General features: G+C 68.9%; 20 protein-coding genes and 3 pseudogenes. 10 read left to right on the top strand and 13 right to left on the bottom strand.

Annotated features, from left to right (window positions below; all coding sequences use genetic code 11):
* Window positions 1-102: 102 nt before the first annotated feature.
* The 3 genes and pseudogenes from YS110_04770 to YS110_04760 all read left to right on the top strand — a co-directional run bounded on the left by YS110_04770 (window position 103) and on the right by YS110_04760 (window position 3,500).
* A pseudogene (locus YS110_04770) lies at window positions 103-1,428 on the top strand (3-hydroxyacyl-CoA dehydrogenase).
* A 58-nt stretch (window positions 1,429-1,486) separates the two neighbouring features.
* Complete coding sequence (locus tag YS110_04765; GenBank protein UJB64123.1) at window positions 1,487-3,028, top strand: acyl--CoA ligase; 1,542 nt, start codon at window positions 1,487-1,489, stop codon at window positions 3,026-3,028.
* Window positions 3,029-3,149: 121 nt separating this feature from the next.
* Window positions 3,150-3,500, top strand: a pseudogene (locus YS110_04760) (Lrp/AsnC family transcriptional regulator).
* 18 nt (window positions 3,501-3,518) lie between these two features.
* Here the strand turns inward: YS110_04760 and YS110_04755 are convergent.
* Together YS110_04755 and YS110_04750 are read right to left on the bottom strand one after the other, a co-directional pair.
* Window positions 3,519-3,929, bottom strand: coding sequence for a type II toxin-antitoxin system VapC family toxin (locus YS110_04755; protein UJB64122.1), 411 nt, complete (start codon window positions 3,927-3,929; stop codon window positions 3,519-3,521).
* Window positions 3,929-4,162, bottom strand: coding sequence for an antitoxin (locus YS110_04750; GenBank protein ID UJB64121.1), 234 nt, complete (start codon window positions 4,160-4,162; stop codon window positions 3,929-3,931). The genes YS110_04755 and YS110_04750 overlap by 1 nt, the downstream gene beginning before the upstream one ends.
* Before the next feature lie 269 nt (window positions 4,163-4,431).
* On the opposite strand from YS110_04750, the gene YS110_04745 reads away from it, so the two are divergent.
* A complete protein-coding gene (locus YS110_04745; GenBank protein UJB64120.1) occupies window positions 4,432-4,770 on the top strand; it encodes a TfoX/Sxy family DNA transformation protein in 339 nt (112 codons plus the stop codon).
* 121 nt (window positions 4,771-4,891) lie between these two features.
* Here the strand turns inward: YS110_04745 and YS110_04740 are convergent, their stop codons facing one another.
* The 4 genes from YS110_04740 to YS110_04725 all read right to left on the bottom strand — a co-directional run bounded on the left by YS110_04740 (window position 4,892) and on the right by YS110_04725 (window position 9,258).
* Window positions 4,892-6,364: an amino acid permease gene (locus YS110_04740; GenBank protein ID UJB64119.1), complete on the bottom strand. Its 1,473-nt coding sequence runs from the start codon at window positions 6,362-6,364 to the stop codon at window positions 4,892-4,894.
* 129 nt (window positions 6,365-6,493) lie between these two features.
* The gene (locus YS110_04735) at window positions 6,494-7,288 is read right to left on the bottom strand and encodes an ABC transporter ATP-binding protein (protein ID UJB64118.1); all 795 of its coding nucleotides are present in this window, start codon (window positions 7,286-7,288) and stop codon (window positions 6,494-6,496) included.
* 20 nt (window positions 7,289-7,308) lie between these two features.
* Complete coding sequence (locus YS110_04730) at window positions 7,309-8,196, bottom strand: ABC transporter permease (GenBank protein UJB64117.1); 888 nt, start codon at window positions 8,194-8,196, stop codon at window positions 7,309-7,311.
* A gap of 96 nt (window positions 8,197-8,292) precedes the next feature.
* On the bottom strand, window positions 8,293-9,258 hold the full coding sequence (locus YS110_04725; GenBank protein ID UJB64116.1) for an ABC transporter substrate-binding protein: 966 nt from the start codon (window positions 9,256-9,258) through the stop codon (window positions 8,293-8,295).
* A gap of 265 nt (window positions 9,259-9,523) precedes the next feature.
* Between YS110_04725 and YS110_04720 the strand changes: the two genes are divergently transcribed.
* Complete coding sequence (locus YS110_04720; protein UJB64115.1) at window positions 9,524-10,894, top strand: tryptophanase; 1,371 nt, start codon at window positions 9,524-9,526, stop codon at window positions 10,892-10,894.
* 64 nt (window positions 10,895-10,958) lie between these two features.
* Here YS110_04720 and YS110_04715 read toward each other — a convergent pair whose 3' ends face one another.
* Window positions 10,959-12,650 carry an electron transfer flavoprotein-ubiquinone oxidoreductase gene (locus YS110_04715; protein ID UJB64114.1) on the bottom strand — a complete coding sequence of 564 codons (1,692 nt, stop codon included), beginning with the start codon at window positions 12,648-12,650 and terminating at the stop codon, window positions 10,959-10,961.
* A gap of 143 nt (window positions 12,651-12,793) precedes the next feature.
* On the opposite strand from YS110_04715, the gene YS110_04710 reads away from it, so the two are divergent.
* Window positions 12,794-13,576, top strand: coding sequence for an SDR family oxidoreductase (locus YS110_04710; protein ID UJB64113.1), 783 nt, complete (start codon window positions 12,794-12,796; stop codon window positions 13,574-13,576).
* Between the two features lie 37 nt (window positions 13,577-13,613).
* The gene (locus YS110_04705; GenBank protein UJB64112.1) at window positions 13,614-14,039 is read left to right on the top strand and encodes an acyl-CoA thioesterase; all 426 of its coding nucleotides are present in this window, start codon (window positions 13,614-13,616) and stop codon (window positions 14,037-14,039) included.
* A 64-nt stretch (window positions 14,040-14,103) separates the two neighbouring features.
* Here YS110_04705 and YS110_04700 read toward each other — a convergent pair.
* Window positions 14,104-14,680, bottom strand: a pseudogene (locus YS110_04700) (peroxidase-related enzyme).
* 380 nt (window positions 14,681-15,060) lie between these two features.
* On the opposite strand from YS110_04700, the gene YS110_04695 reads away from it, so the two are divergent.
* Window positions 15,061-16,536 (top strand): YdgA family protein, encoded by a 1,476-nt coding sequence (locus YS110_04695; protein UJB64111.1) that lies wholly within the window; start codon window positions 15,061-15,063, stop codon window positions 16,534-16,536.
* 73 nt (window positions 16,537-16,609) lie between these two features.
* On the opposite strand, the gene YS110_04690 is transcribed toward YS110_04695, so the two are convergent.
* Window positions 16,610-18,061, bottom strand: a complete 1,452-nt coding sequence (locus tag YS110_04690) for a catalase (GenBank protein UJB64110.1) — start codon at window positions 18,059-18,061, stop codon at window positions 16,610-16,612.
* 367 nt (window positions 18,062-18,428) lie between these two features.
* Between YS110_04690 and fumC the strand changes: the two genes are divergently transcribed.
* Window positions 18,429-19,820, top strand: a complete 1,392-nt coding sequence (gene fumC, locus YS110_04685) for a class II fumarate hydratase (protein ID UJB67348.1) — start codon at window positions 18,429-18,431, stop codon at window positions 19,818-19,820.
* A gap of 74 nt (window positions 19,821-19,894) precedes the next feature.
* On the opposite strand, the gene YS110_04680 is transcribed toward fumC, so the two are convergent.
* From YS110_04680 to hemC, 4 genes are read right to left on the bottom strand one after another with little or no spacing between them, the layout of a single operon-like run.
* A complete protein-coding gene (locus YS110_04680) occupies window positions 19,895-21,175 on the bottom strand; it encodes a heme biosynthesis protein HemY (protein UJB64109.1) in 1,281 nt (426 codons plus the stop codon).
* Window positions 21,176-21,177: 2 nt separating this feature from the next.
* On the bottom strand, window positions 21,178-22,239 hold the full coding sequence (locus tag YS110_04675; protein UJB64108.1) for a uroporphyrinogen-III C-methyltransferase: 1,062 nt from the start codon (window positions 22,237-22,239) through the stop codon (window positions 21,178-21,180).
* The gene (locus YS110_04670; GenBank protein ID UJB64107.1) at window positions 22,236-23,033 is read right to left on the bottom strand and encodes a uroporphyrinogen-III synthase; all 798 of its coding nucleotides are present in this window, start codon (window positions 23,031-23,033) and stop codon (window positions 22,236-22,238) included. Before YS110_04670 ends, YS110_04675 begins: the two co-directional genes overlap by 4 nt.
* Window positions 23,033-23,965, bottom strand: a complete 933-nt coding sequence (hemC, locus tag YS110_04665; GenBank protein ID UJB64106.1) for a hydroxymethylbilane synthase — start codon at window positions 23,963-23,965, stop codon at window positions 23,033-23,035. The genes YS110_04670 and hemC overlap by 1 nt, the downstream gene beginning before the upstream one ends.
* 84 nt (window positions 23,966-24,049) lie before the next feature.
* Between hemC and ppc the strand changes: the two genes are divergently transcribed.
* A complete protein-coding gene (ppc, locus tag YS110_04660; protein UJB64105.1) occupies window positions 24,050-26,887 on the top strand; it encodes a phosphoenolpyruvate carboxylase in 2,838 nt (945 codons plus the stop codon).
* The last annotated feature ends 28 nt before the right edge of the window (window positions 26,888-26,915 follow it).

Here is a 26,915-nt window from a genome sequence, read left to right as displayed (position 1 = left end):
GCGTTTGGCGTCCACAGAATGGCGGCACCTTTTGCATTACCCGGAGACTTGCCCATGCCCGCTTCCCCCGCCACCGCAGAGCAGCAGCGCTTGCAAGAAGACGGCCTGGCGCACGCCGCGTTCGCCGAGCGCGAGGCGGCCAACGTGCCCGAGGCGCGGGCCGCCGCGCCGCGCCCCATCGCCCGCGTGGCGGTGATCGGCGGCGGCACCATGGGCGCGGGCATCGCCGTGGCGGCGCTCGACGCCGGTTTCACCGTGGCCATGGTCGAGCGCGACGCCGACGCCATCGCGCGCGGCCAGGCCAACGTGGAGAAGGTCTACGACGGCCTGATCGCCAAGGGCCGCATGGCTGCGCAGGACAAGGCCGCCACCCTGGCCCGGTTCGCGCCCGCCACGGATTACGGCGCCGTGCGCGACGCCGACCTGGTGATCGAGGCGGTGTTCGAGGACCTCGCGGTCAAGCAGGCCGTGTTCCAGGCGCTGGACCGCGTGTGCCGGCCCGGCGCGGTGCTGGCCACCAACACCTCGTACCTCGACATCGACGCCATCGCCGCCGCCACCGCGCGGGCGCAGGACGTGATCGGCCTGCACTTCTTCAGCCCCGCGCACATCATGAAGCTGCTGGAGATCGTGGTGCCCGCCAAGGTGGCGCCCGACGTGGTGGCCACCGCCTTCGCGCTGGCCCAGAGGCTGCGCAAGACCCCCGTGCGCGCCGGCGTGTGCGACGGCTTCGTCGGCAACCGCATCCTGGCCGTGTACCGGCAGGCGGCCGACTACCTCATGGAAGACGGCGCCTCGCCGTACGAGATCGACGCGGCCGTGCGCGCCTTCGGCTACCCCATGGGGCCGTTCCAGGTGGCCGACCTGGCGGGCGGCGACATCGGCTGGGCCACGCGCAAGCGCCGCCGGGCCGCGGCCCTTGCGGCGGGCGCTCCCCGGGGGCGCTACGTCGAGGTGGCCGACCGCATCTGCGAGCGCGGCTGGTTCGGCCAGAAGACGGGGCGGGGCTTCTACCTCTACCCCAACGGCACGCGCGCCGGCCAGCCCGACCCCGAGGTGCTGGCCATCGTCACGGCCGAGCGCGCGAGCAAGGGCGTCACGCCGCGCGCCTTCACGCCGGAAGAGATCATGCGCCGCTACATGGCCGCCATGGTCAACGAAGGCGCCAAGGTGGTGGCGGAAGGCGTCGCCCTGCGCCCTCTGGATGTGGACGCGACCTTCCTGGCGGGCTACGGCTTTCCGCGCTGGCGCGGCGGCCCGATGCACTGGGCCGACACGGTAGGGCTGGAGAAGGTGCTGGCCGACATCGAGGCCTTCGCCCAGGAGGATGCGCTGTTCTGGCAGCCCGCGCCCTTGCTGCGCCAGCTCGTGGCCGCAGGCCGCGGCTTTGCCAGCCTGAACCACGCATCCAGCGAAGAAATACGCTGAAACCCTTGCTGGACAAGCGCTGGCAGCTCTCATTTTTGTAATGTCCCGGAGACACCGCATGCCCCCCGCGACCCCGCCGCTGGATTCGCCGTTCCGCCCGCTGTCCGACCTGGTCCGCGAACACGCGCGCCAGCAGCCGGACCACCCGGCGCTGTGCGACGCGCACCAGACGCTGACCTACGCCGCGCTCGATGCCCTGATGGACCGCGTGGCTGCCGCGCTGCAGCGCGACGGCGTGCGCCCGGGCGAGGCCGTGGCGCTGTGCGCGCTCAACGCCGTGCCCTGTGCGGCGGTGTTCCTCGGGGCGCTGCGCGCCGGGGTCGTGGTGGCGCCGCTGGCGCCGTCGTCGTCGGCCGAGAGCCTGGCCTCCATGCTGCGCGACGCCGAGGCGCGCCTGCTGTTCATCGACCAGGCTGCGCAGGGCCTGGCGCCGCAGGGCCCTGGCGCGCCGCGCTGCATCGCGCTGGACGCCGCGGCCCAGGGCCAGCCCCTGGATGACTGGCTTGCCCCCGAGGGCGCGCGGCCCGCGCCTGTGGCGGTGGTGCCCGCGGCGCCGTTCAACATCATCTACTCCTCCGGCACCACCGGCGTGCCCAAGGGCATCGTGCAGTCGCACGGCATGCGCTGGGTGCACATCCGCCGGGGCGCGCTGTTCGGCTACGGCCCGCAGGGCACGACGCTGCTGGCCACGCCGCTGTACTCCAACACCACGCTGGTGGTGTTCTTTCCCACGCTGGCCTTCGGCGGCCGCGTGGTGCTGATGGGCAAGTTCGACGCCGCGCGCTACCTGGCGCTGGCCCAGGAGCACCGCGCCACGCACACCATGCTGGTGCCGGTGCAGTACCAGCGCATCATGGCGCTGCCGCAGTTCGGCGGCTACGACCTGTCGGCGTTCCGTTTCAAGTTCTGCACCAGCGCGCCGTTCCACGCCGCGCTCAAGGCCGACGTGCTGGCGCGCTGGCCCGGGGCGCTGACCGAGTTCTACGGCATGACCGAGGGCGGCGGCACCTGCATCCTCGACGCGCACCGGCACCCGGACAAGCTGCACACCGTCGGCCAGCCCGCCGAGGGGCACGACATCCGCCTGATCGACGAAGCCGGCCGCGAGGTGCCGCCCGGCGTGGCGGGCGAGGTGGTGGGCCATTCGCCCGGCATGATGACCGGCTACCACAACCAGCCCGGGAAGACGCGCGAGGCCGAGTGGTTCGACGCCACGGGCAAGCGCTTCATCCGCACGGGCGATGTGGGGCGCTTCGACGCCGACGGCTTTCTCATCCTGGTCGATCGCCGCAAGGACATGATCATCAGCGGCGGCTTCAACATCTACCCCAGCGACCTCGAAGCGCAGCTGCGCGCGCACCCGGCGGTGGAGGACGTGGCGGTGGTGGGCGTGCCCTCGGCGCAGTGGGGCGAGACGCCGGTGGCCTTCGTCGTGCCGCGCGCCGGGCAGGTGGCAGCGCCCGGCGCGGTGAAGGACTGGTACAACCAGCGCGCGGGCAAGATGCAGCGCCTCGCGGACCTGCGCTTCGTGGCGGAGCTGCCGCGCAGCGCCATCGGTAAGGTGCTCAAGCGTGAACTGCGCGACGGCTATGCCGGGTAGGCCGGGAGGAGTTTGATCCAGTGGCAGATCAAGCGCCCCGGCGGGCGGTAACCCGCCGGGGCCTTGCCATGCCGTGCGCTCCGGTAAGAGCGCCTCGATGCAGGCAAGTATGCCGCCGCGGGCGCGCATCCGCAAGATGGAGGAGGCCGGCGTCATCGAGGGCTACACCGTGCGCCTGAACCCGCAGGCGCTGGGGCTCTCCGACACGGTGCTGCTCATGGTCACGCTCGACAGCCATTCCGACAACACGCTGGAGAAGTTCGGCGAGGCGCTGGCCACGATTCCCGAGGTGGTCGAGGCGCACCTGGTGTCGGGCGGGTACGACTACCTGCTGCGCGTGGTGGTGAAGGACACGCGCGACTACGAGCGCCTGCTGCGCGAGAAGCTCTACAAGATCAAGGGCATACGCCACAGCCAGTCGAGCTTCGTGCTGCGCACGCTGAAGAGGGTCGATTTGCCGCTGGGGATGTAGGGGGTACCGCTTCCGGGCTTACCGGCCGGGGTTGACCCAGTTCTCCACTTCGAGCGCGGGCACGCGCGCGAATTCCGAGACATTGTTTGTGACCAGCACCAGGCCCTCGCTGCGCGCGTGGCCCGCGATGTGCAGGTCGTTCACGCCGATGGGCTGGCCCAGCTTCTCCAGGGCGGCACGGATGGCGCCGTAGTGCTGGGCGGCCTTGGTGCCGTAGGGCAGCACCTGGAGGCGGCTGCAAAAGTCCTCGATGGCGGACAGGTTCTCGCTGACGCGGCTGCTTTTTTCCGCGCCGTGCAACAGCTCGGCCAGCGTGATGGAGGAAATCGCCATGCGGCTGGCGTGGGCGTTGAAGGTGGACAGGACCTCGACAGGGCGCCGCTTCAGCACGTAGATGACGATGTTGGTGTCCAGCAGGTAGCGCAGCATCAGAGCGGTTCCCGTTCCGCCTGGTGCTGGCTGGCGCGCTCGGGCAGGAAGTCGTCGCTGACGGCGGGGCCGCCGAGGAAGAAGCTGTCCCAGGTCTGGCCGATGGGGGCAATGATGCGTTCGTTGCCCTTGGCGCGTATTTCCACCTTGTGCACGCCCTCGGGCAGGCGCACGTCCAGCGGAAGGCGGACGGCCTGGGTGCGATTGTTGACGAAGACGGTGCCGATGGACATGCCAAGCTCCTTGGAAACGGGTATATAGCAAAAGTATATTGCGCTGTCCCTCGACGTCAAGATGCTAGGCATCCCGCGTTTGCCCGGTGGACTGCAGGAGAACCTTGTCCATGCAGGGAACGGCCTTTATCCGCATTTGAATATCCACATATTTCTTATGGAAATCGTGAAGAATCCTTAACCGTGATGCGTCGTGAGTGCTCGTGCATGGCGCGCGCGGCGGCGATTGCGAACAATCGGCCGGTTTTCCTCTTCGAGCCGAGTTGCCCATGACTTCCACACCACCGTTGCGGCACGGCGCCGCCCCGGGCCCTTTCTGCGGCGGGGCCGTCACCGAGGCCGGCCTGCCGGGGCTGGACCACCTCGCGCGGCACATGCTGGCGCGCGCGGGCATCCACTCGCTGCACCAGGTGCGCGTGCTGGGCGCGGTGGAGGCCTATGCGCGCACGCGCAGCGCCAACGTCCACGTCGGCCTGCCGCTGCTGTGGGCGCTGGAGGCCGCGCTCACCGGCGAGCAGCGCCAGCGGGTGGAGCGCCAGCACCGCGCCCGCCTGCTGCGCGCATTGGCCGAACGCGCGCAGCAGCCGCCGGCGCGTTGCGCGCACTGAGAACGTGTGAACGAATCCGCCATGCCCGCTCATCACGCCAAAACTTCTGACGGGAAGATCAAAAACCATAGCGTCCAGCGCTTGCCTAGCAAGGGCTGAAGGCCATTTTTATGCCTGAAACTCAGTGCGGCTCAGGGTGCACGCGCATCTCGGCATAGGGCACGATGCGCGAGCCCTTGGCCCAGCGGTAGCCGAACCAGATGACGAAGAACAGCGGCAGGCCGATGTAGGTGGCCACCACGCCGGCCCAGTCGATGCGCTCCTGCATGAAGGCCTGGTAGTTCTGGCCCAGCGTGATGACCAGGCACAGCACGAAGGCGAAGATCGGGCCGAAGGGGAACGAGGTGGTGCGGTAGGGCAGGGCGTTCAGGTCCAGCCCCTGCAGCTCGTAGGCCTTGCGGAAGCGGTAGTGGCTGATGGCGATGCCGAGCCAGGCGATGAAGCCGGTCATGCCCGAGAGGTTCAGCAGCCAGATGTAGACCGCTTGCGGGCTGAAGATGTTGGTCAGGAAGCACAGCCCGGCCACGGCGGTGGTGGCCAGCAGCGCCATCACCGGCACGCCGTTGGCGCTGACGCGCGCGAAGATGCGCGGCGCCATGCGCTGGCGCGCCAGGGTGTAGAGCATGCGCGTGGACGCGTACATGCCCGAGTTGCCCGCCGAGAGCACCGAGGTCAGCACCACCGCGTTCATCACCGCGGCGGCCGAGAGCAGGCCGGCGCGCTCGAACACCAGCGTGAACGGGCTGACGCTGATGTCGCCCACGTCGTTCTTCAGCAACTGCGGGTCGGTGTACGGAATGAGCAGGCTGATGACCAGGATGGCGAACACGTAGAACAGCAGGATGCGCCAGAACACCTGGCGCACGGCGCGCGGAATGTTCTTGGCCGGGTCCTGCGACTCGCCGGCGGCGATGCCGATCAGCTCCGTGCCCTGGAACGAGAAGCCGACGATCATGGCCACGCCGATCAGCGCCGAGAAGCCCCCGGCGAACGGCGCGTCGCCCTGCGTCCACAGCGCCAGGTTGCCCCACAGGCCTTCGGGCGCGCCGCCGCGCAGGATGCCCAGCACCATCAGCAGGCCCAGGCCGATGAAGACGATCACCGTCACCACCTTGATGGCGGCGAACCAGTACTCGGCCTCGCCGAAGCCCTTCACCGAGATGGCGTTGAGCGCGAACATGATGGCCAGGAACACGGCGCTCCACAGCACGCCGTTGCCCCCCGGGAACCAGTAGGCCATGACGAGCTGCGCCGCCACCAGGTCCACCGCGATGGTCACGGCCCAGTTGTACCAGTAGTTCCAGCCCAGGGCGAAGCCGAAGCCTTCGTCCACGTAGCGCGCGCCATAGGTGGAGAACGAGCCCGAGACGGGCAGGTAGGCCGCCATTTCGCCCAGGCTGGTCATGAGGAAGTACACCATCAGGCCCACGACCATGTAGGCCAGCACGGCGCCGCCGGGCCCGGCCTGGGAGATGGTGGCGCCCGAGGCCACGAAGAGGCCGGTGCCGATGGAGCCGCCGATGGCGATCATCGACAGGTGGCGTGCCTTGAGGGCGCGGCGCAGTTCGCCGCTGGTGGAGGTGCTGGCACTCATGGGGTGTGGGGGTGCGGTAGGGCGCGGCGGGTGCTGCCGGGGGTGGGGGAGGCCGCTGCGCCGGGGTTGGGGGTAGGGTTGTGAAAAGGGCCGTTGTGCAACGGCCCGGGCGGGGTGGATGGGGCGGCCTCAGCCGAGCAGCAGCGCGTCGTCGGCGAGCTTTTCGCCGCGCACTTTCTCGAACATCTGCAGCAGGTCGGGCACGTCCATGCGCTGGCGTTCCTCGCCCGACACGTCGAGCACCACCTGGCCCTGGTGCAGCATCACGGTGCGCTGGCCCACGTCGAGCGCCTGGCGCATGCTGTGCGTGACCATCATGGTGGTGAGCTGGTTCTCGGCCACGATGCGCGCGGTGAGCTGCAGCACGAAATCGGCGGTGCGCGGGTCGAGCGCGGCGGTGTGTTCGTCCAGCAGCAGGATGCGCGAGGGCTGCAGCGCCGCCATGAGCAGGCTCACGGCCTGGCGCTGGCCGCCCGAGAGCAGGCCGATGCGGTCGGTGAGGCGGTTTTCCAGCCCCAGGCCGAGCGTGGCCAGGCGTTCGCGGAACATGGCGCGCTCGGCCTGCTTGACGGCGCTGCGCAGGCCGCGGCGCGTGCCGCGCTGCTGGGCCAGGGCCATGTTCTCCTCGATGGTCAGGTCCTCGCAGGTGCCGGCCATCGGGTCCTGGAACACGCGCGCCACGCGCTCGGCGCGCTCCCACACGGGGCGGCGCGTCACGTCCAGGCCATCGATGGCGATGCGCCCGGTGTCCACGCCCAGGTCGCCCGAGATGGCGTTGAGGAAGGTGGACTTGCCCGCGCCGTTGGAGCCAATGACGGTGACGAATTGGCCCGCCGGGATTTCCAGCGACATGCCGCGCAGCGCGCGCGTTTCGATGGGCGTGCCGGGGTTGAAGGTGATGAAGAGGTCTTGTGCGCTCAGCATGGGGTGTTCTCCGGGACGCATCAGGCCTTGCGGCTGGCGAGCTTGCGCTTGAGCTGCGGAATCACCAGCGCCACGGTCACCAGCAGGGCCGTGACCAGGTTCAGGTCCTGCGCCTTGAGGCCGATGAAGTCGCTGTTGAGCGCGGCGGCGATGAAGAAGCGGTAGACGATGGCGCCGACGATCACGGCCAGCGTGGCGTAGACGATGCGGCGCGAGGGCAGGATGCTCTCGCCCACGATCACGGCGGCCAGGCCGATGACGATGGTGCCGATGCCCATGGAGATGTCGGAGCCGCCCTGCGTCTGCGCGAACAGCGCGCCGGCCAGGCCGACAAGGGCGTTGGAGACCGCCATGCCCAGCAGAACCATGGCGCCGGTGTTGATGCCCTGGGCACGCGCCATGCGCGCGTTCGAGCCGGTGGAGCGGATGGCCAGGCCGCGCTCGGTGGCGAAGAACCAGTCGAGCAGCAGCTTGGCGGCGATGACCACCACCAGCAGGATCAGCGGGCGCGCCCAGTAGTCGTCCAGCCCCGGCGGCTGCAGCAGGGTGAACAGCGTGGGGTCATTGATCAGCGGCACGTTCGGCCCGCCCATGACGCGCAGGTTGATGGAGTACAGCGCAATCATCATGAGGATGGAAGCCAGCAGGTCCATGATCTTGAGCTTGACGTTGAGCCAGCCCGTGACCAGGCCCGCCACGGCCCCGGCGGCGGTGGCCGCCAGCGTCGCCAGCCAGGGGTTGGTGCCGGTCGAGATCAGGATGGCGCAGACGGCGCCGCCGAGCGGGAAGCTGCCGTCTACCGTCAGGTCGGGAAAGCGCAGCAGGCGGAACGAGATGTAGACGCCCAGCGCCACCAGGCTGAAGATCAGGCCGATCTCGACGGCGCCAAGCAGGGAGAAAAGGGACATGGGGCGGGGCGTGGGTCAGGGGGGAACAAAAACGAAGCAGGAGCCCCAAAGGGCTCCTGCACGCGATGGCCGAAGGGCCGTATTGTTACTGAAAACTTACTGAATGACCTGCGCGGCCGACTTGACCAGCGCGTCCGACAGCTTGACGCCCTGCTTCTCGGCGGCGCCCGGGTTCACGAACAGCTCCATCTTGGTGCTGAGCTCGGGCTTGATGTCGCCGGGCTTCTCGCCCTTGAGGATGCGCGCCACCATGCGGCCGGTCTGCTCGCCCAGGTCGCGGTAGTTGATGCCCAGGGCGGCGATGGCGCCGCGCTTGACGCTGTCGGTGTCCGAGGCCACCAGCGGGATCTTGGCGTCCTGGCCCACCTTGACCAGCGACTCGTAGGCCGAGACCACGTTGTTGTCGGTGTTGGTGTAGATCACGTCGACCTTGCCGATCAGGCTGCGCGCGGCGCTGCTCACGTCCACGGAGCGCGGGGCGGCGGCTTCCACCAGGGTCATGCCCAGCTTGGGCAGGAGCTTTTCGAGTTCCTTGACCACGACCACCGAGTTGGCCTCGCCGGGGTTGTAGACCATGCCCACGCGCTTGGCATTGGGCACCACCTGCTTGACCAGGTCCATCTGCTTGTCCAGCGCCAGCATGTCGGACACGCCGGTCACGTTGTTCTTGCTCGGCTCCCAGCTGGCCACGAGCTTGGCGGCCACGGGGTCGGTCACGGCGGAGAACACCACGGGCACGCTCTTGGTGGCGGCCACCACGGCCTGGGCCGAGGGCGTGGCGATGGCGACGATGGCGTCGGGCTTGTCGCCGACGAACTTGCGCGCGATCTGCGCGGCCGTGCCGGTGTTGCCCTGGGCGCTCTGGTACTGCCACTTCAGGTTCTTGCCCGATTCGAAGCCTGCTTCCTTGAGGGCGGCCTGCACGCCGTCACGCACCGAGTCGAGGGCAGGGTGTTCCACGATGGCCGTCACTGCCACGGACTTTTCCTGTGCGCTTGCGGGTGCGACTGCGGCCACGGCCAAAGCCAGGGCACCCATGGTCATCCACGGCAATTTCTTCATTTGCATCTCCATCCGTCCTTCTCGTTGCGTGTTGATAGGGTGGCATGCCGCTGGGAGGAGGCGCGGCGCCGGGGGCCAAGTTTACGCCGTGGCCGGGGTGTTTGGTGGCTTGGCGCCCCAGGGGGCTGCAAAGCAGGCGCCATGCGCGCCGCCAGCTATCGTTTTTGCGCCCGCGAAGAGGTCCAGGTGTTGGAAAAGACCGACACCACGGGGCAAAGGGCGGTGCTAACTTTGCGCCCCTCATCCCGACCCACCCGGAGCCAGCATGCCCAAGACCCTGATCGAACCGTTCCGCATCAAGAGCGTGGAACCCATCCGCATGACCACCCGCGCCGAGCGCGTGCGGCTGCTGGAAGAAGCCAGGCTCAACGTCTTCAAGCTGCGCGCCGAGGACGTGCTGATCGACTGGCTCACCGACTCCGGCACCGGCGCCATGTCCAGCCGCCAGTGGGGCGCCATCATGGAAGGGGACGAGAGCTATGCCGGCGCGCGCAGCTTCTACCGCCTGGAGAAAGTCATCCAGGACATCACCGGCATGCAGCACTTCGTGCCCACGCACCAGGGCCGCGCGGCCGAGAAGGTGCTGTTTACCGCCGTGTGCAAGGCCGGCGACCTGGTGCCCAACAACTGCCACTTCGACACCACGCGCGGCAACCTCGAATACATGGGCGTGGAGGCCGTGGACCTGGTGATTCCCGAGGGCCTGCAGCCCGCGCTGGACTACCCGTTCAAGGGCAACATCGACCTGGCGCGCGTCGAGGCCGTGCTGCAAAAGGAGGGCCACCGCATCCCCTTCGGCATGATCACCGTCACCAACAACACCGGCGGCGGCCAGCCCGTGTCCATGGCCAACATCCGCGCCTACGCCGCCTTGCTCAAGCAATACGGCAAGCCCTTCGTCATGGACGTGTGCCGCTTCTCCGAGAACGCCATGTTCATCAAGATGCGCGAGCCGGGCTACGAGAACACCCCCATCCGCGACATCGTCAAGGAAATGTTCTCCTACGGCGACGGCGCCACCATGAGCGCCAAGAAGGACGGCATGGTCAACATCGGCGGCTTCATCGTGCTGCGCAGCGGGGAATGGCTGGACGCCGTGCGCAACGGCCTGATCATGATGGAGGGCTTTCCCACCTACGGCGGCATGGCCGGGCGCGACCTGGAGGCCCTGGCCGTGGGCCTGGAGGAGGGCATGGAGGAAGACTACCTGCGCTACCGCCTGCGCACCGCCGAATACCTGGGCGAGCGCCTGGAGGCCGCCGGCGTGGGCTTCGTCAAGCCCACGGGCGGCCACGCCGTCTACATCGACGCCAAGACCGTGCTGCCGGACATGCCGGTGGCGCACTACCCCGCCTGGGCGCTGTGCAATGCGCTGTACCTCGAAGGCGGCATCCGCGGCGTGGAGATCGGTTCGGTGATGTTCGGCAAGCGCCTTCAGGATGGCACCGAAACCTACCACAGCATGGAGCTGGTGCGCCTGGCGTTCCCGCGCCGCATGTACACGCAGAGCCACTTCGACTACGCGGCGGAAGTGATCGCCGAGGTCAAGGAAAAAGCCGCCAGCATCCGCGGCGTGAAGATCACCAGGCAGCCCAAATTCCTGCGCCACTTCACCTGCGAATGCGATTGGGCATGAAAAAAGGCGCTGGCCCTTGGTGAGCCAGCGCCAGCAGCTATTGAATCAGTAGCGCGCTGCGGGCTTACATGCCCGCGTAATTAGGCCCGCCCCCGCCCTCGGGCGTGACCCACACGATGTTCTGCGTCGGGTCCTTGATATCGCACGTCTTGCAGTGCACGCAGTTCTGCGCATTGATCTGCAGCCGCTCGGTGTGGTCGTCGTTCTTCACGAACTCGTACACCCCGGCCGGGCAGTAGCGCGCCTCGGGCCCGGCGTACTGCGCCAGGTTGATGCGCACCGGCACGGCGTCGTCCTTGAGCGTCAGGTGCGCCGGCTGGTTCTCCTCGTGGTTGGTGTTGCTGATGAACACGCTGGAGAGGCGGTCGAAGGTCAGCTTGCCATCGGGCTTGGGGTAGTCGATGGGCTGGCATTCGCTGGCCGGTTTCAGGTACGCATGGTCGGGCTTGTCGCGGTGCAGCGTCCAGGGAATGTGCCCGCGCAGCACGAACTGCTCGAAGCCGTTCATCAGCGTGCCCACCGCCAGGCCGTGCTTGAACCAGTTCTTGAAATTGCGGTCCTTGTTCAGCTCGGTGTGCAGCCAGCTGGACTCGAACGCCTTGGGGTAGTCCGCCAGCTCGTCGTGCTGGCGCCCCGCGGTGACCGCGTGGTACGCCGCCTCGCCCGCCAGGGCGCCGGTCTTGATCGCGGCATGGCTGCCCTTGATGCGGCTGACGTTCAGGAACCCCGCATCGCAGCCCACCAGCGCGCCGCCCGGGAACACCGTCCTGGGCAGCGAATTGATGCCGCTGGCATTGATCGCGCGCGCGCCATAGGACAGGCGCTTGGCCGTCACCTCGCCCTTCTCGTTCTCGAAGTACCAGCGGATGTTGGGATGCGTCTTCCAGCGCTGGAACTCCTCGAACGGGCTCAGGTACGGATTGGTGTAGCCCAGCCCCGTGACGAAGCCCAGCGCCACCTTGTTGCCCTCCAGGTGGTACAGGAAAGCACCGCCATAGGTCTTGCTGTCCATGGGCCAGCCGGCGGTGTGCATGACGAAGCCCGGCTGGTGGCGCGCCGGGTCGATCTCCCACAGCTCCTTGATGCCCAGGCCGAAACTCTGCGGATCGCGGCCTTCGTCCAGGTGGTATTTGGCGATGACCTGCTTGCCCAGGTGGCCGCGCGCGCCCTCGGCGAAGATGGTGTACTTCGCCAGAAGCTCCATGCCGAGCTGGAAATTCCCGGTCGGCTCGCCGTCCTTGCCCAGGCCCAGGTTGCCCGTGGCCACGCCCCTGACGGCGCCGCCCTCGGTGTAGAGCACCTCGGCGGCGGCGAAGCCCGGGAAAATCTCCACACCCAGGCCCTCGGCCTGCTCGGCCAGCCACTTGGTCACATCGCCCAGGCGCACGATGAAATTGCCATGGTTGTGCGCGAAAGGCGGCAGGAACAGGTTGGGCACGCGAAACGAAGACGTCTCGCCCAGGAAGACATAGGCATCGTCCGTCACCGGCTGGTGCAGCGGCGCGCCACGCGCCTTCCAGTCGGGGAACAGCTCGGTCAGCGCCTGCGGGTCCATGATGGCGCCCGAGAGGATGTGGGCGCCGGGCTCGGAGCCTTTCTCCAGCACCACGACCGAGACCTCCTGGCCTTTCTCGGCCGCCAGTTGCTTGATGCGGATGGCCGTGGCCAGGCCTGCGGGGCCGCCGCCCACGACCACCACGTCGTATTCCATGGACTCGCGCGGGCCGTAGGTGCTGAGGATTTCTTCGTTGGTCATGAACGTCTCGTCGGGCGATTAATAATTGGATGATTTTCCGGGAGCAGGGTCTGCTGCAGCAGTCCTGCGCGCGACCGATTGTATTTTCATGTGATGAAAAAACAATCGAACGATCGTTCTATTTTATCGTGAGGAGCCCCTAAATGGCCTACTGCCTTGATCTTTCCGGCCGCATCGCGCTGGTCACCGGCGCGTCCGGCGGGCTGGGCGCGCAGTTCGCCTGCACTCTGGCGCGCGCCGGGGCCGCCGTGGTGCTGGCCAGCCGCCGCATGGAGCGGCTCAAGGACCTGCGCGCGCGCATCGAAGGCGAGGGCGGCGACGCCCACGTGGTCGAGCTCGACGTGACCGACATCGGCTCCATCCAGGCCGCCGTGGCCCATGCCGAGACCGAGATGGGCTCGATCGACATCCTGGTGAACAACTCCGGCGTATCGACCACGCAGCGCCTGCTGGACGTGCGCGAGGAGGACTACGACTTCATCTTCGACACCAACACCAAGGGCGCCTTCTTCGTGGCCCAGGAAGTGGCGCGGCGCATGATCGCGCGTTCGCGCGGCGCGGCGCCGGGCAGCTTCACGGGCGGGCGCATCATCAACGTGGCCTCGATGGCCGGGCTGAAGGTGCTGCCGCAGATCGGCGCCTACTGCATGAGCAAGGCCGCCGTGGTGCACATGACGCGCGCCATGGCGCTGGAGTGGGGGCGCCACGGCATCAACGTGAACGCGCTGTGCCCGGGCTATATCGACACCGAGATCAACCACCACCACTGGCAGACCGAGCAGGGGCAGAAACTCGTTTCGATGCTGCCGCGCAAGCGCGTGGGGCAGCCGCAGGATCTGGATGCGCTCATTGTCATGCTGGCGAGCGACCAGAGCCATTTCATCAATGGCGCGGTGATCGCTGCGGACGACGGCTTTGCCGTATGAATGCGGCATTCAACAGGGACAAACGGGGTTATTTGGAATGAGGATCGAGATTCCCGAGCGCAAGAAGCTCGTGCATGAAATGCGTTTTGCCGTGCGCTGGGGCGAAATGGACGCCATGGGCCATGTGAACAACACGGTGTATTTCCGCTACCTGGAAAATGCGCGCATCGCGTGGATGGAGGCCATTGGCTGCCACCCCGATCCGCGCGGGGAGGGGCTGGTGATCGTGAATGCGTTCTGCAATTTCTACCGCCAGTTGGAGTTTCCCGCCGAGGTGCTGCTCAAGCTCTACGTGAGCGATCCCGGCCGCGCCACGTTCGACACCTGGGGCACCATGGAGCGGGTGGACCGGCCCGGCGAGATCTGCGCCGCCGGGGGCGCGACCATGATCTGGGTCGATTTCCCGCAGCAAAAGGCCAAGACGCTGCCCGACTGGATGCGGGCTCTGGTGGCAGTGGATTGATATTTGAACGAAATACGGCTCCAGCGCTTGTGGAGCAAGCGCTGGCAGCTATCAAATCAGTAGTTCATTTTTGCCGCGGCACGCGGCCCATCAGGTAGAACTCCGGGTTCGGCTGCATGCCGGCGAAGCTTGCCATGCGGTTGCTCAGGCCGAAGAACGCCGTGATGGCCGCGATGTCCCAGATGTCCTCGTCGTCGAAGCCATGGGGATGCTAGCGCCTCGAAGTCGGCGTCCTCGATCGCGTGGCTGCGCTGGCAGACCTTCATGGCGAAGTCGAGCATGGCGCGCTCGCGCGGGCTGATGTCGGCCTTGCGGTGGTTCACGGCCACCTGGTCGGCGATGAAGGGCTTCTTCTCGTAGATGCGCAGGATGGCACCATGCGCCACCACGCAGTACAGGCACTGGTTGGCCGCGCTGGTGGCGGTGACGATCATCTCGCGCTCGCCCTTGGTCAGGCTGCCTTCCTCCTTGAGCATCAGCGCGTCGTGGTAGGCGAAGAAGGCGCGCCATTCGGCCGGGCGCCGCGCGAAGGCCAGGAACACGTTGGGGATGAAGCCGGCCTTTTCCTGCACGGCGAGGATGCGCGCGCGGATGTCTTCCGGCAGGGCGTTCAGGTCAGGGAAGGGGTAGCGCTGCTTCATGGTGTCTCCTGTGGAATGGCGGGGGTGGCCCCATCGTAGGCAGGGCCTGGCCGCACCGCTTGCCATCCAGGTTGCAAATGGCGCCGTTTTTGTTTTGGGCCACCGTCCGGTCGGAATCCTGCATTGCCCCCGTGCATGTAAGCATTTGAAAAACACGCGGTGCGGGAACCTGTCCTGGAATTCCGCTCGGCGGCTGAAAAATCCTCGCGGAAACCGCGCCCATTCTGGGTTGCCCGGGATGGGCGCTTTATGTTTTCGCGTCGATGAACGGTATTTTGTCCGTCGCTTCATTCCCCAGGGCGCAATCGCCGGCTGATAAGCTCTCGCGCCTCCCGAGAGGGAGCAGGATTCGGGATTGATTCACCATGGGAGATTCAGGAATGGGTAACAAGAAAATCGCCGTGGCCTCTGGCGTGGCACTGGCCATTGCCGCCTACGGCGGAGCGACCTGGTATGCCGGGCAGAAGGCGCAGGCCAGCTATGCGCAAGCCGTGGCGGAATTGCGTGCGTTTCTCGGCGAGCAGACCGTCGTCGCCGATGAATACCACAAAGGGTTTTTCTCGTCGCAAGCCAAGCTGGTGCTGCAGTGGTCTGCGCCCACCGAGGAAGGACTGCAGCCCGTGGCTGGCGACGCACCGCCGCCGGCGCTGCAGCCCGTGCGCCTGGTGGTGGACACCACGGTGCGCCACGGCCCGCTGGCCGGCAGCCACCTGGCGGCCGCGTCGGCACAGTCGCGCTTCGCGCTGGAAGGGCTGGATGACAACAGCCGCCAGGCCCTGGCCAAGGCCACGGCGCCCACGCTGACCACCGTGCACCGCTTCACGGGCAGCCACGAACTGCGCCTGCTGCTGCCTTCGGGCGAGATCGGCGATGGCGAGGTCACGCTGCGCTGGCAGGAAATGGTGCTGGACACCAGCGTGAGCGGCAACCGCGTGCAGGGCACGTGGCGCTGGCCTGAACTGGCCCTCCTGGGGCTGTCCAGCCGGGACGACGAAGACGCCGAGGAATCGGACGAGGACGATGGCGACGAAGTGGCCGCAGGCCCCGTGGCGCGCACCAGCCTCACGTTCCAGGGCATCGACAGCAGCTTCGACAGCACCGCCATCGACGGCCTGTGGGGGCTGGGGCCCGGCAAGGCCAGCCTGCGCGTGGCGCGCATGGGGCTGAGCCGCACGCCCGTGGAGGGCGAGGCCCAGACGCTGCTCGACCTGAAGGACCTGGCGGGCAGCTCCGTGGTGGAAGCCGACCAGGCCACGCTGGGCATGACCACCGAGTTCAAGGGCGCGGGCCGCATCGGTCCGCTGGATTTCGAGTCGGTGGGCTATGTGCAGAAGCTCCAGCGCCTGGACATCGAGGCGCTGCGCAATATCCAGCGCGCGCTGGTGGACGGCTACCGCAAGGACGGCCTGGCCAAGGCCATGGAGGGCCTGGATGGGCAGGGCGCGGACGTGCTCGCGCAGAACGCGCCGCGCCTGGTCGCCGCCCTGCCGGCGTACTCGATGAAGCTGCAGGCCACGTTCCAGGGGCAGACGGGCGAGCTCGACTATGGCGCCGAGGTGCGCAGCGCGCCGGCCGCGGAGCAGATCGCCGCGACCGGCTGGATGCCTGCCTTGCTGCAGGGCACGCTTTTGCATGCCAATGCGCGCCTGCCCAAGGCGTGGCTGGCACCCCTGCTGCAGGCCACGGGCAAGCCCGAGGCCACGGCCGATGACGTGGAAGGCATGGTGGGCATGGCCCATGCCTCGGGCTATGCGCGCCTGGAAGGCGAGCACCTGACCAGTGCGCTGAAGATCGAGGGCGGGCAGATGACCCTCAACGGCAAGCCCATGGCATTGCCCATGGCCGCCCTGCAATAGCCGCCGGGGGACGAAAAAAAGCGCCTGCGCGCGAGGGGCAGGCGCTTTTTTCGTTGCTGTCGTAGCAGGGGACTCAGAGCGTGCCGGCCCTCTGGCGTGTAATGGCGTCAGCCACGCCCGCGCCGTAGGCCGGGTCGGCCTGCGTGCAGTGCGCGATGTGCTTGTCCACGATGTGCTGCGACACGCCCGCGATGGCGCGCGCGGTGTTCTCGCACAGCAGCTGGCGCTTTTCGGGCGTCATCAGGCGGAACAGGTCGCCGGGCTGGGTGAAGTAGTCGCTGTCGTCCTCGCGGTAGTTCCAGCGGCTGGCGTCGCCGTAGAGCTTTTCCACGGGCTCGGCGTACTGCGGCTGCTCCTGCCATTCGCCCTTGGTGTTGGGTTCGTAGGCGATGGTGCGGCCGAAGTTGCCGTCTACGCGCATCGCGCCGTCGCGGTGGTAGTGGGCCACGGGGCAGCGCGGCGCGTTCACCGGGATCTGGTGGTGGTTCACGCCCAGGCGGTAGCGCGCGGCGTCGGAGTACGAGAACAGGCGCGATTGCAGCATGCGGTCGGGCGAGGGGCCGATGCCGGGCACCAGGTTGCTCGGCGCGAACGAGGCCTGCTCCACCTCGGCGTAGTAGTTGTCGGGGTTGCGGTTCAGCTCCATCACGCCTACCTCGATCAGCGGGAAGTCCTTCTTGCTCCACACCTTGGTCAGGTCGAACGGGTGGAAGCGGTAGGTCTGCGCCTGCGCCTCGGTCATGATCTGCACGCACAGCTTCCACTTCGGGAAGTCGCCACGGTCGATGGCTTCGAGCAGGTCGCGCTGGCTGCTCTCGCGGTCATTGGCGACCACGGCGGCGGCCTCGGCGTCGCTCAGGTTCTCGATGCCCTGTTGGCTCACCCAGTGGAACTTGACGTAGTGGCGCTCGCCCGACTGGCTGATGAGGCTGTAGGTGTGCGAGCCGAAACCGTGCATGTGGCGGTAGCCCTTGGGAATGCCACGGTCGCTCATCACGATGGTGATTTGGTGCAGCGCCTCGGGCAGGCCGGTCCAGAAGTCCCAGTTGCTCTCGGGGCTGCGCAGGTTGGTGTACGGGTCGCGCTTGACGGCCTTGTTCAGGTCGGGGAACTTGAGCGGGTCGCGGAAGAAGAACACCGGCGTGTTGTTGCCCACCAGGTCCCAGTTGCCTTCCTCGGTGTACATCTTCACGGCGAAGCCGCGGATGTCGCGCTCGGCATCGGCCGCGCCGCGCTCGCCGGCCACGGTGGAAAAGCGCACGAACAGCGGCGTCTGCTTGCCGACCTCGGAGAACACCTTGGCGCGCGTGTAGCGCGTGATGTCGCCCGTGACGGTGAAGGTGCCGTAGGCGCCGGAGCCCTTGGCGTGCATGCGGCGCTCGGGGATCACCTCGCGGTGGAAGTGCGCGAGCTTCTCCAGGTGCCACAGGTCCTGCAGCAGCATCGGGCCGCGCGGGCCGGCGGTGAGCGCATCCTGGTTGTTGGCGACGGGGGCGCCAGCGGCGGTCGTGAGGCGTTGGGTCATGGTGGGACTCCTTTCAGTGGCAAAAATAATAGTTCTTTGCTATGAACTTGAGAAAATTATTGCCTTGTTCTATGAATGAGGCAATGCTTCCACGATTGAATTACTGCAACCCGGCGATAGCCACGGCACAGCGTACCGCCTTTGCGCCGTTTCTGGCCACCGGGTGCGTTGGAAGCCACCTCGGAGCCCGGAGGCCTGCGCATCGGCATCCGCAATGCCTCCAGGCTACGCCTGGGCGCGCGCGGGAGATTGACGATTCGCAGACGGGATGAACGCCGCGGCCGTCGGGCGCGTGATTCCTCCCAGTCCACGGATGGCAAAAGGTTATCCTGCACCTGTTGCCTTCCCAGGAGTTGCCATGACCGTCATGACTGCATCGACCGCCACGCGCACCGAACGCGACAGCTTCGGCCCCATCGACGTGCCTGCCCGGCATTTGTGGGGGGCGCAGACCCAGCGCGCGTTGCAGCATTTCGCCATCTCCGGCGAGCGCATGGCGCCGGAATTGATCGCGGCGCTGGCCCAGGTCAAGCGCGCCTGCGCCTACGTCAACCACTCCCTGGGGCTGCTCAGCGCCTCCAAGACCACGGCCATCGTCGCGGCCTGCGACGAGGTGATGGCGGGCGCCCACGCGCAGGAGTTCCCGCTCGCGGTCTGGCAGACCGGTTCGGGCACGCAGACCCACATGAACATGAACGAGGTGCTGGCCAACCGCGCCAGCGAAATGCTGGGCGGGCCGCGCGGCCACGGGCGCGTGATCCATCCCAACGACGACGTGAACCTCAGCCAGTCGAGCAACGACGTATTCCCCGCCGCCATGCACGTGGCTGCGGTGGAAGGGCTGGTGCGCCACCTGCTGCCCGCGCTGGTGGGGCTGCGCACCACGCTGGCGGCCAAGGCCGAGGCGTTCGCGGGCATCGTGAAGATCGGCCGTACGCATTTGCAGGACGCCACGCCGCTGACGCTGGGGCAGGAGGTGTCCGCCTGGGTGGCGCAACTGGCGCATGCCGAGGAGCATGTGCGCGCCGCGCTGCCGCACCTGTGCGAGCTGGCCCTGGGCGGCACGGCGGTGGGCACGGGGCTGAACGCGCCGCCGGGCTACGCCCAGGCCGTGGCCGAGGAACTGGCGGCCCTGAGCGGGCTGCCCCTGGTGAGCGCGCCGAACAAGTTCGAGGCGCTGGCCAGCTGCGACGCGCTGGTGCATGCGCACGGCGCGCTCAAGGGGCTGGCCGCCAGCCTCATGAAGATTGCCAACGACGTGCGCTGGCTCGCCAGCGGCCCGCGCTGCGGGCTGGGCGAGATTGCCATTCCCGAGAACGAGCCAGGCTCGTCCATCATGCCCGGCAAGGTCAACCCGACGCAGTGTGAGGCGCTGACCATGCTGTGCGCGCAGGTGCTGGGCAACGACGTGGCCGTCAACGTGGGCGGGGCCTCGGGCCATTTCCAACTGAACGTGTTCCGGCCGCTGGTGATCCACAACGTCCTGCAAAGCGTGCGGCTACTGGCCGACGGCATGGTCAGCTTCAACGACCACTGCGCCATGGGCATCGAGCCCAACCGGCAGCGCATCGAGGAACTGCTGGAGCGTTCGCTGATGCTGGTGACGGCGCTGAACCCGCACATCGGCTACGACAAGGCGGCCGAAATCGCCAAGCGCGCGCACCGCGAGAACCTGAGCCTGCGCGAGGCGGCCATCGCCTCGGGCCACGTCACGGCGCAGCAGTTCGACGCCTGGGTGGTGCCGGGGAAGATGGTGTAGCCGCGTCCGTTTTTTAGGCCAAAATGGCCTCCAGCCCTTGCTGGGAAAGCGCGAGCAGCTATTGAATCAGGAGTTCAGCGGCGCTGCAGCGCGGCCTGCTTCCACGCCTGCGCGGCGGCCTCGGCGTCGCCGCGCTGCTCGGCCAGTTCGGCCAGGTGGCGCCAGGCGCTGGCGCGCAGGCTGGCATCGGCCAACTGCTGGGCGGCCTGCGTTAGCAACTGCTGCGCCTTGCCCCAGAGCTGGCGTTTCAGGCACGCCATGCCGGCCAGGTACGACAGGCGTGGGTCGCGCGGGTTGCCTTGCTGGGCCGCTTCGATGCGCGCCAGCCAGGTGGCGTCGAGCGACGCCAGCCCCGCCTCGAGCGCGTGCACCAGCTTGAGCGCCTGGGCGGCGGGCAGGGCGCCAGGCAGCTCCACCATGCGCTCCCAGGCCGGCAGCAGCCAGGTGCGCACCTGGGTGTCGTCGCCGCCGAGTTCGGCCAGGCGCTGCGCCGCCTCGATGGCCAGCTCCGGCATGGCGCGCTCGGCGGGCTCCAGGCCCATCCAGACCTGCTGCAGCTGCGCCGGGTCGTGCGCGCCCTGGATCAGCTCCGCGGCCAGGCCGCGCACGATGCTCTGCGCGGCGGCGCTGGAGAAGGCGTGGTGCTTGCCCAGCAGCCGCGCCGTGTCCAGCGCGCTGTGCGTGTGGCCGGCCAGGCGCGAGGCCTTGAGCTTGATGCGCAGCGCCAGCGTGCGGCGTGCGGCGCCCTGGGGCAGGGCGGCCAGGCGTTCCAGCGCGCCTTCGCTGTCGCGGTCGTCGAGCGTCCAGCGCGCGGCGCGCATCTGCAGGCCCTCGCGAATGCTCTGCTCCTGCGGGTTGCCGTTGGCGGGGGCTTGCTCAAGTGCTTGGCGCAGGTGTTCCTCGCGCGTGGCGCGGTCTTGCAGGGCGTGCGAGCTGTCGGCGGCAATGAAGTGCGCCAGCGCGCGCAACTGGCGCGCATGCGCAAGGCTGGCGCCGCTGGCGGCCAGCGCGCTTTCCTGGGTGAGCGCGGTCTGGGCGGCCTTGCGCGAGCGCAGGAAGCGGCCCGAGAGCATGTGCGCCAGCGCATGCAGCAAGGCCGCGTGCATGGCGCGCTCCTTTTGCTGCTGGCGCCAGCGCGCGGCCTGGCGCGGCAGGGTCAGCAGGGCGTTGAGCCCGGCGAACGCGGCATGCAGCGTGACGAAGCCGCCCACGAGCAGCAGCACCACCATGTTGAGCGAGAAGTCCACGCGGTACGGCGGCCAGAACAGCGTCACGGTGCCTTGGTTGTTGCCCGCGAACAGCGCCACCGCGACGGCGGCGCCGAACAGCCCGAGAAGCCAGAGAGCGGCGCGCATGGTCAGCGCCCCGCCGCGGCCGTGGTCAGGGCCGCGAAGGTTTCGTCCAGGCGCGGCAGCTCGGCGGCTTTCAGGTGCGTCTGCATCTGCTGCAGCATGGTGGCGGCGTTCTGCGTGCGGCGCGAGGCCGGGTCGAAGTACTTGTTGAGCGCGGCCGTGGCGGCCGCGACGTCGGTGCGCGCCGAGTCGAACTGGCGCGCGAGCACGCCCAGGCGGGCGTTGAGCAGCTTGAGCTTGAGGTTCTCGCGCAGGAAGAATTCCTGGTCCGGCGCGAGCAGCACGGCCTCCGGCTGGTCGATGCGGCTGATGCGCACCAGGCCGCGTGCCTCGTCGCGCACCAGCTCCCAGCCCTTGTGCAGTTGGGCCTGCCACCAGGGCAGGCCGGTGGCAGGCGCGGCGGCGGGCGCGCCTGCCGTGGCGGCGGCGCGGCGCATGGCCGAGGACGGGGCCACGGCGTTGAGCGTGGGCAGGTCGTCCACTTGGCGCACCAGGTCGTCCATGCGGCCGAGCAGGCCGGCGGTGTCGGTCACGCTGGCGCGCGCGATGCGGTCGAGGTCGTGCCCGATGGCGCGCTGCACCGGCCCCAGGCGCGGCTGCGCGGCGCGCTCGATGCGCTGGTTGGCGCTCTTGAGCGCGGCCACCAGCGGCTCCAGGCTGCCCGTGAGCTGGGCCTGCTGCTGGGCCAGGCGCAGGCCCGACTCGATGTCCACCACCAGGTTTTCGTCGCGTGAGCGCGACAGGCTCTGGATCAGCTCCTCGAGCTGGCTGCGCTGCAGCGCCACTTCGCTCACGCGCGTTTCGGCCACCGTGAGGCGCGCCGCGGTCTCGCGCGCCAGTTCCTCGGCCTGCCGCGCCAGGGTGCGCGCCTCGGTGGCGTGGGCGCCGGTGTCGGCGCTCTGGCGCGCGAGCTGTTCCTGGATGTGGTTCAGCTTCTGCCATAGGAGGGCGCTGCTGGCCAGGCCGGCCAGCGCCAGCATGGTGGCCAGGGCCAGCGCGAAGTGGCCGCCGCCCTGTGCGGGGGCGGCTGCGGGCGCGTTGTGCGCTGCGGTGGGCTGTTCGCTCATGGACAGGATTTTATAAAGGCCGCCACGTCCGCAAGGGCGGGTTTGCATTCATTCACACAACCAAAGCCCGCGGCCCGCGCTGCCTGCGCGATGCGCGGGTGCGTGGCCAGGGCGCACGCCGCCGCCCAGTCCTGCCCGGGCAGCGCCTGGCCCAGGTGGGCGATGGCTTCGGAACTGCTGAAAAGCCACAGCGTGCCGTCGTGCGCGGCGCGGCGCGCCAGCGCCTGCTGCTGCGCATCGAAGGCGGGCGCGCCGCGCTCGTAGGCGACGACGAAATCCACCTGGCCGCCCGCGGCATGGATCTGCGCGGCCAGCCAGCCGCGCCCCTGGCCAGGGCCCGGGGGCTCGCCCGCGCTGGCGCCGCGCACCACGAGCACACGGTCGCCCGGGCCTACCTGGGGCGCTACGCGCGCCCACAGCGCCTCGGAGTCGAACTGCGCGGCGTCCGGCGCCGGGCCGTCGATGCGATCTGCCGGCACGCCGCGCTGCAGGAGGGCGCGCGCGGTGCCGGGGCCGGGTGTCCATGCTCTTGTTTCAATAGCTGCCAGCGCTTTCCCAGAAAGGTCTGGAGCCTGATTTGGCTCGAAAAAGTATTCGACGGCATTGCCGCTGACGAACATCACGGCGCGGTAGCGCAGCAACCGTTCGCGCACCACCTGCAGCGCCGCCCGGTTGGCGGGGCTGGCGGTGATGGCGATCAGCGGCAGCGCCTCGGCGGCAATGCCCTGGGCTTGCAGGTCGGCCACCCACTGCGCGGCGTCCTGCGCCGGGCGGGTGACGAGGGCGCGGCGCATTACAGGCCCTGGGCTCCGCCCGCGCGCAGCTGCGCCGCCACGGCGTCGCCCAGCGCCTCGGCCTGCGCCAGCGTGGCGACGGCGGCCTGGGCCTGGGCACGCACCAGGGCGGTGCGGCCTTCGGGGTCGCCCCAGGCGGCGTCCAGGTGCAGTGTGCCGCCCTGCCATTGGCCGTGTGCGGCCAGCGGCATGGAGCAACTGCCGCCCATGGCGCGGCTGACGGCGCGCTCGGCCGCCACCGTGAGCCAGGTGGGCTGGTGCGCCAGCGGGGCGAGCGCGTCGATCAGGTCCTGCCGGTCGCTGCGCACCTCGATGCCGAGCGCGCCCTGGCCGGCGGCGGGCAGCATCTCGTCCGGCGCGAAGACGGCGCGGATGCGCTCGCCCAAACCCAGGCGCTTGAGGCCAGCGGCGGCAAGCACGATGGCGTCGTACTGGCCCTCGTCGAGCTTGCGCAGGCGCGTGTCGAGGTTGCCGCGCAGCGGCTCGATCTTCAAATCCGGGCGCAGCGCCTGCAGCAGCACCTGGCGGCGCAGGCTGGAGGTGCCGACCACCGCGCCCTGCGGCAGCGCGGACAGGCTGGCGTAGCGCGGCGAGACGAAGGCGTCGCGCGGGTCCTCGCGCTCCATCACGCAGGCCAGGGCGAAGCCTTCGGGCAGCTCCATGGGCACGTCTTTCAGCGAGTGCACGGCGATGTGGGCGCGGCCTTCCTCCAGCGCCACTTCCAGCTCCTTCACGAACAGGCCCTTGCCGCCGACCTTGGACAGCGAGCGGTCGAGGATCTGGTCGCCCTGCGTGGTCATGCCCAGCAGCGTGACGGCATGGCCGCGCGCGGCCAGCAGGGCCTTGACGTGCTCGGCCTGCCACAGGGCGAGGCGGCTTTCGCGCGTGGCGATGACGAGGGGGGCGGGAGACGGGGTGGCGGGGGTGTTCATGGGGCTTTTCATATCCGGGCCGCAAGGGCACCGGGGATGCTAGCATGCTGCGCCGCAATAAACCGTCTCAGGAGACCCCGCCCCATGACCGCGCAGCCCCGCAAGAGCGATAGCGCCTCCGCCGCCAAGGAGCCCGCGCCGCGCAAGACCGACAAAGACCTGCCGCTGATCCAGGACATCCGCCTGCTCGGCCGCATCCTGGGCGACGTGATCCGCGAGCAGGAGGGCGTGGACGCCTACGGCCTGGTCGAGCAGATCCGCCAGCTCTCGGTAGCCTTCCGCCGCGATGCCGACCAGGAGGCCGACAAGGCGCTGAAGAAGCTGCTCAAGGGCCTGAGCGCCGACCAGACGGTGAGCGTGATCCGCGCCTTCACCTATTTCTCGCACCTGGCCAACCTGGCCGAGGACCGGCACCACATCCGCCGCCGCGCCGTGCACGAGCGCGCGGGCAACACGCAGGAGGGCAGCATCGAGGTGGCGCTGGCGCGCCTGCGCTGGGCCGGCATCGCGCCGGGCCAGGTGGCGCAGACGCTGGCGCAGAGCTACGTCTCGCCCGTGCTCACGGCGCACCCGACCGAGGTGCAGCGCCAGAGCATCCTGGCGGCCGAGCGCGACATCGCGCTGCTGCTGGCCGAGCGCGACGACATCCAGGAGCGCGCCCAGCTCTACAACGCCGCGCGCGACGCGCTTTCGCCGCGCGAGCTGGCGCGCAACGAGGCGCAGCTGCGCGCGCGCGTCACGCAGTTGTGGCAAACGCGCCTGCTGCGCTACTCCAAGCTCACCGTGGCCGACGAGATCGAGAACGCGCTGTCGTACTACGAGGCCACCTTCCTGGGCGAGATCCCCAAGATCTACGCCGAGCTGGAGCAGGCCCTGGGCGGCGAGCGCGTGCACAGCTTCCTGCGCATGGGCCAGTGGATAGGCGGCGACCGCGACGGCAACCCCAACGTCACCGCCGACACGCTGCAACTGGCCCTGTCGCGCCAGGCCAGCGTGGCGCTGCGCCACTACCTGACCGAAGTGCACCTGCTGGGCGGCGAGCTGTCGCTGTCGGCGCGCCTGGTGGACGCGGCGCCCGAGATGCTGGCGCTGGCCGGGCGCTCGCCCGACACCAACGCGCACCGCCAGGACGAGCCCTACCGCCGCGCGCTCACCGGCATGTATGCGCGCCTGGCCGCCACGCTGAAAAGCCTGACCGGCGGCGAGGCCGCGCGCCACGCCGTGGCGCCGCAGAACCCGTACCCCGATGTCCAGGCGTTCCTGGACGATCTGCGCGTGATCGAGCGCTCCCTGCTGGCGCACCATGGCGCCGCCCTGGTGGCCGAACGCCTGCAGCCGCTGATCCGCGCCGTGGAGGTGTTCGGCTTCCACCTGGCGACGGTGGACTTGCGCCAGAGCTCCGACCAGCACGAGGCCGTGGTGGCCGAGCTGCTGGCCACGGCACGCGTGGAAAGCGCCTACGCCAGCCTGGGTGAAGAGGCCAAGCGCGCGCTGCTGCTGCGCCTGCTGCAGGACGCGCGGCCGCTGCGCGTGGTGGGTGCGGAGTATTCGGCGCTGGCGCAGGGCGAGCTGGCCATCTTCGAGGCCGCACGGCGCCTGCGCGCGTGCTTTGGGCGCGAGGCCATCCGCCACTACATCATCAGCCACACCGAAACCGTGAGCGACCTGCTCGAAGTGCTGCTGCTGCAAAAGGAAGTGGGCCTGCTGCACGGCACGCTCGACAGCGCCGAGGCGCGCGCCGAGCTGATCGTCGTGCCGCTGTTCGAGACCATCGAGGACCTGCGCAACGCCGCGCCCATCATGCGCGCCTTCTACCAGCTGCCCGGCGTGGCGGCGCTGGTGGCGCGCTCGGGCGGCGAGCAGGACATCATGCTCGGCTATTCCGACAGCAACAAGGACGGCGGCATCTTCACCAGCAACTGGGAGCTGTACCGCGCCGAGATCGCGCTGGTGGCGCTGTTCGACGAACTCGACGGCATCCGCCTGCGCATGTTCCACGGCCGCGGCGGCACGGTGGGGCGCGGCGGCGGCCCGAGCTACCAGGCCATCCTGGCGCAGCCCCCGGGCACGGTGCGCGGGCAGATCCGGCTGACGGAGCAGGGCGAGGTCATCGCCTCCAAGTACGCGAACCCCGAGATCGGCCGGCGCAACCTGGAGACCCTGGTTGCCGCCACGCTGGAGGCCACGCTGCTGCAGCCCACCAAGCCGGCCGTGCCCGCCTTCCTGGCGGCGGCGGACCAGCTCTCGCAGGCCAGCATGGCGGCCTACCGCGCGCTGGTCTATGAAACGCCGGGCTTCACCGACTATTTCTTCAACGCCACGCCGATCCGCGAGATCGCCGAGCTGAACATCGGCTCGCGCCCCGCCAGCCGCAAGGCCAGCCAGCGCATCGAGGACCTGCGCGCGATTCCCTGGGGCTTCAGCTGGGGCCAGTGCCGCCTCACGCTGCCGGGCTGGTATGGCTTCGGCACGGCGGTGGAGCAGTTCCTGGCCACGCCGGGCAAGGACCCGAAGGCGCAACTGGCGCTGCTGCGCAAGATGGTGCGGCACTGGCCGTTCTTCAGCACGCTGCTGTCGAACATGGACATGGTGCTGGCCAAGAGCGACCTGGCGCTGGCCTCGCGCTACAGCGAGCTGGTGGCCGACGCGCGCTTGCGCAAGAAGGTGTTCACCGCCATCGAGGCCGAGTGGCAGCGCACGGCCGAGGCGCTCACGCGCATCACCGGCGAGAAGCAGCGCCTGGCGGCCAACACGGCGCTGGCGCGCTCCATCCGCCACCGCTTCCCGTACATCGACCCGCTGCACCACCTGCAGGTCGAGCTGGTGCGCCGCTGGCGCGCGGGGCAGGCCGATGAGCGCGTGCAGACGGGTATCCACATCTCCATCAACGGCATTGCCGCGGGGCTGCGCAATACGGGGTGAGCCGTGCGGCACGCGCCGCCGAAGAAGG

It is taken from the genome of Acidovorax sp. YS12 (assembly GCA_021496925.1).
Lineage (GTDB): Bacteria > Pseudomonadota > Gammaproteobacteria > Burkholderiales > Burkholderiaceae_C > Paenacidovorax.
Note: the sequence above shows the minus strand (reverse complement) of the source record. Positions and strands in the feature narration are given on the sequence as shown.

What these genes read in the sequence shown, in the direction of transcription:
- YS110_04765 (UJB64123.1), top strand. Translation starts at nt 1,487, where the DNA reads ATGCCCCCCGCGACCCCGCCGCTGGATTCGCCGTTCCGCCCGCTGTCC.
- YS110_04755 (UJB64122.1), bottom strand. Translation starts at nt 3,929, where the DNA reads ATGCTGCGCTACCTGCTGGACACCAACATCGTCATCTACGTGCTGAAG.
- YS110_04750 (UJB64121.1), bottom strand. Translation starts at nt 4,162, where the DNA reads ATGTCCATCGGCACCGTCTTCGTCAACAATCGCACCCAGGCCGTCCGC.
- YS110_04745 (UJB64120.1), top strand. Translation starts at nt 4,432, where the DNA reads ATGACTTCCACACCACCGTTGCGGCACGGCGCCGCCCCGGGCCCTTTC.
- YS110_04740 (UJB64119.1), bottom strand. Translation starts at nt 6,364, where the DNA reads ATGAGTGCCAGCACCTCCACCAGCGGCGAACTGCGCCGCGCCCTCAAG.
- YS110_04735 (UJB64118.1), bottom strand. Translation starts at nt 7,288, where the DNA reads ATGCTGAGCGCACAAGACCTCTTCATCACCTTCAACCCCGGCACGCCC.
- YS110_04730 (UJB64117.1), bottom strand. Translation starts at nt 8,196, where the DNA reads ATGTCCCTTTTCTCCCTGCTTGGCGCCGTCGAGATCGGCCTGATCTTC.
- YS110_04725 (UJB64116.1), bottom strand. Translation starts at nt 9,258, where the DNA reads ATGAAGAAATTGCCGTGGATGACCATGGGTGCCCTGGCTTTGGCCGTG.
- YS110_04720 (UJB64115.1), top strand. Translation starts at nt 9,524, where the DNA reads ATGCCCAAGACCCTGATCGAACCGTTCCGCATCAAGAGCGTGGAACCC.
- YS110_04715 (UJB64114.1), bottom strand. Translation starts at nt 12,650, where the DNA reads ATGACCAACGAAGAAATCCTCAGCACCTACGGCCCGCGCGAGTCCATG.
- YS110_04710 (UJB64113.1), top strand. Translation starts at nt 12,794, where the DNA reads ATGGCCTACTGCCTTGATCTTTCCGGCCGCATCGCGCTGGTCACCGGC.
- YS110_04705 (UJB64112.1), top strand. Translation starts at nt 13,614, where the DNA reads ATGAGGATCGAGATTCCCGAGCGCAAGAAGCTCGTGCATGAAATGCGT.
- YS110_04695 (UJB64111.1), top strand. Translation starts at nt 15,061, where the DNA reads ATGGGTAACAAGAAAATCGCCGTGGCCTCTGGCGTGGCACTGGCCATT.
- YS110_04690 (UJB64110.1), bottom strand. Translation starts at nt 18,061, where the DNA reads ATGACCCAACGCCTCACGACCGCCGCTGGCGCCCCCGTCGCCAACAAC.
- fumC (UJB67348.1), top strand. Translation starts at nt 18,429, where the DNA reads ATGACTGCATCGACCGCCACGCGCACCGAACGCGACAGCTTCGGCCCC.
- YS110_04680 (UJB64109.1), bottom strand. Translation starts at nt 21,175, where the DNA reads ATGCGCGCCGCTCTCTGGCTTCTCGGGCTGTTCGGCGCCGCCGTCGCG.
- YS110_04675 (UJB64108.1), bottom strand. Translation starts at nt 22,239, where the DNA reads ATGAGCGAACAGCCCACCGCAGCGCACAACGCGCCCGCAGCCGCCCCC.
- YS110_04670 (UJB64107.1), bottom strand. Translation starts at nt 23,033, where the DNA reads ATGCGCCGCGCCCTCGTCACCCGCCCGGCGCAGGACGCCGCGCAGTGG.
- hemC (UJB64106.1), bottom strand. Translation starts at nt 23,965, where the DNA reads ATGAACACCCCCGCCACCCCGTCTCCCGCCCCCCTCGTCATCGCCACG.
- ppc (UJB64105.1), top strand. Translation starts at nt 24,050, where the DNA reads ATGACCGCGCAGCCCCGCAAGAGCGATAGCGCCTCCGCCGCCAAGGAG.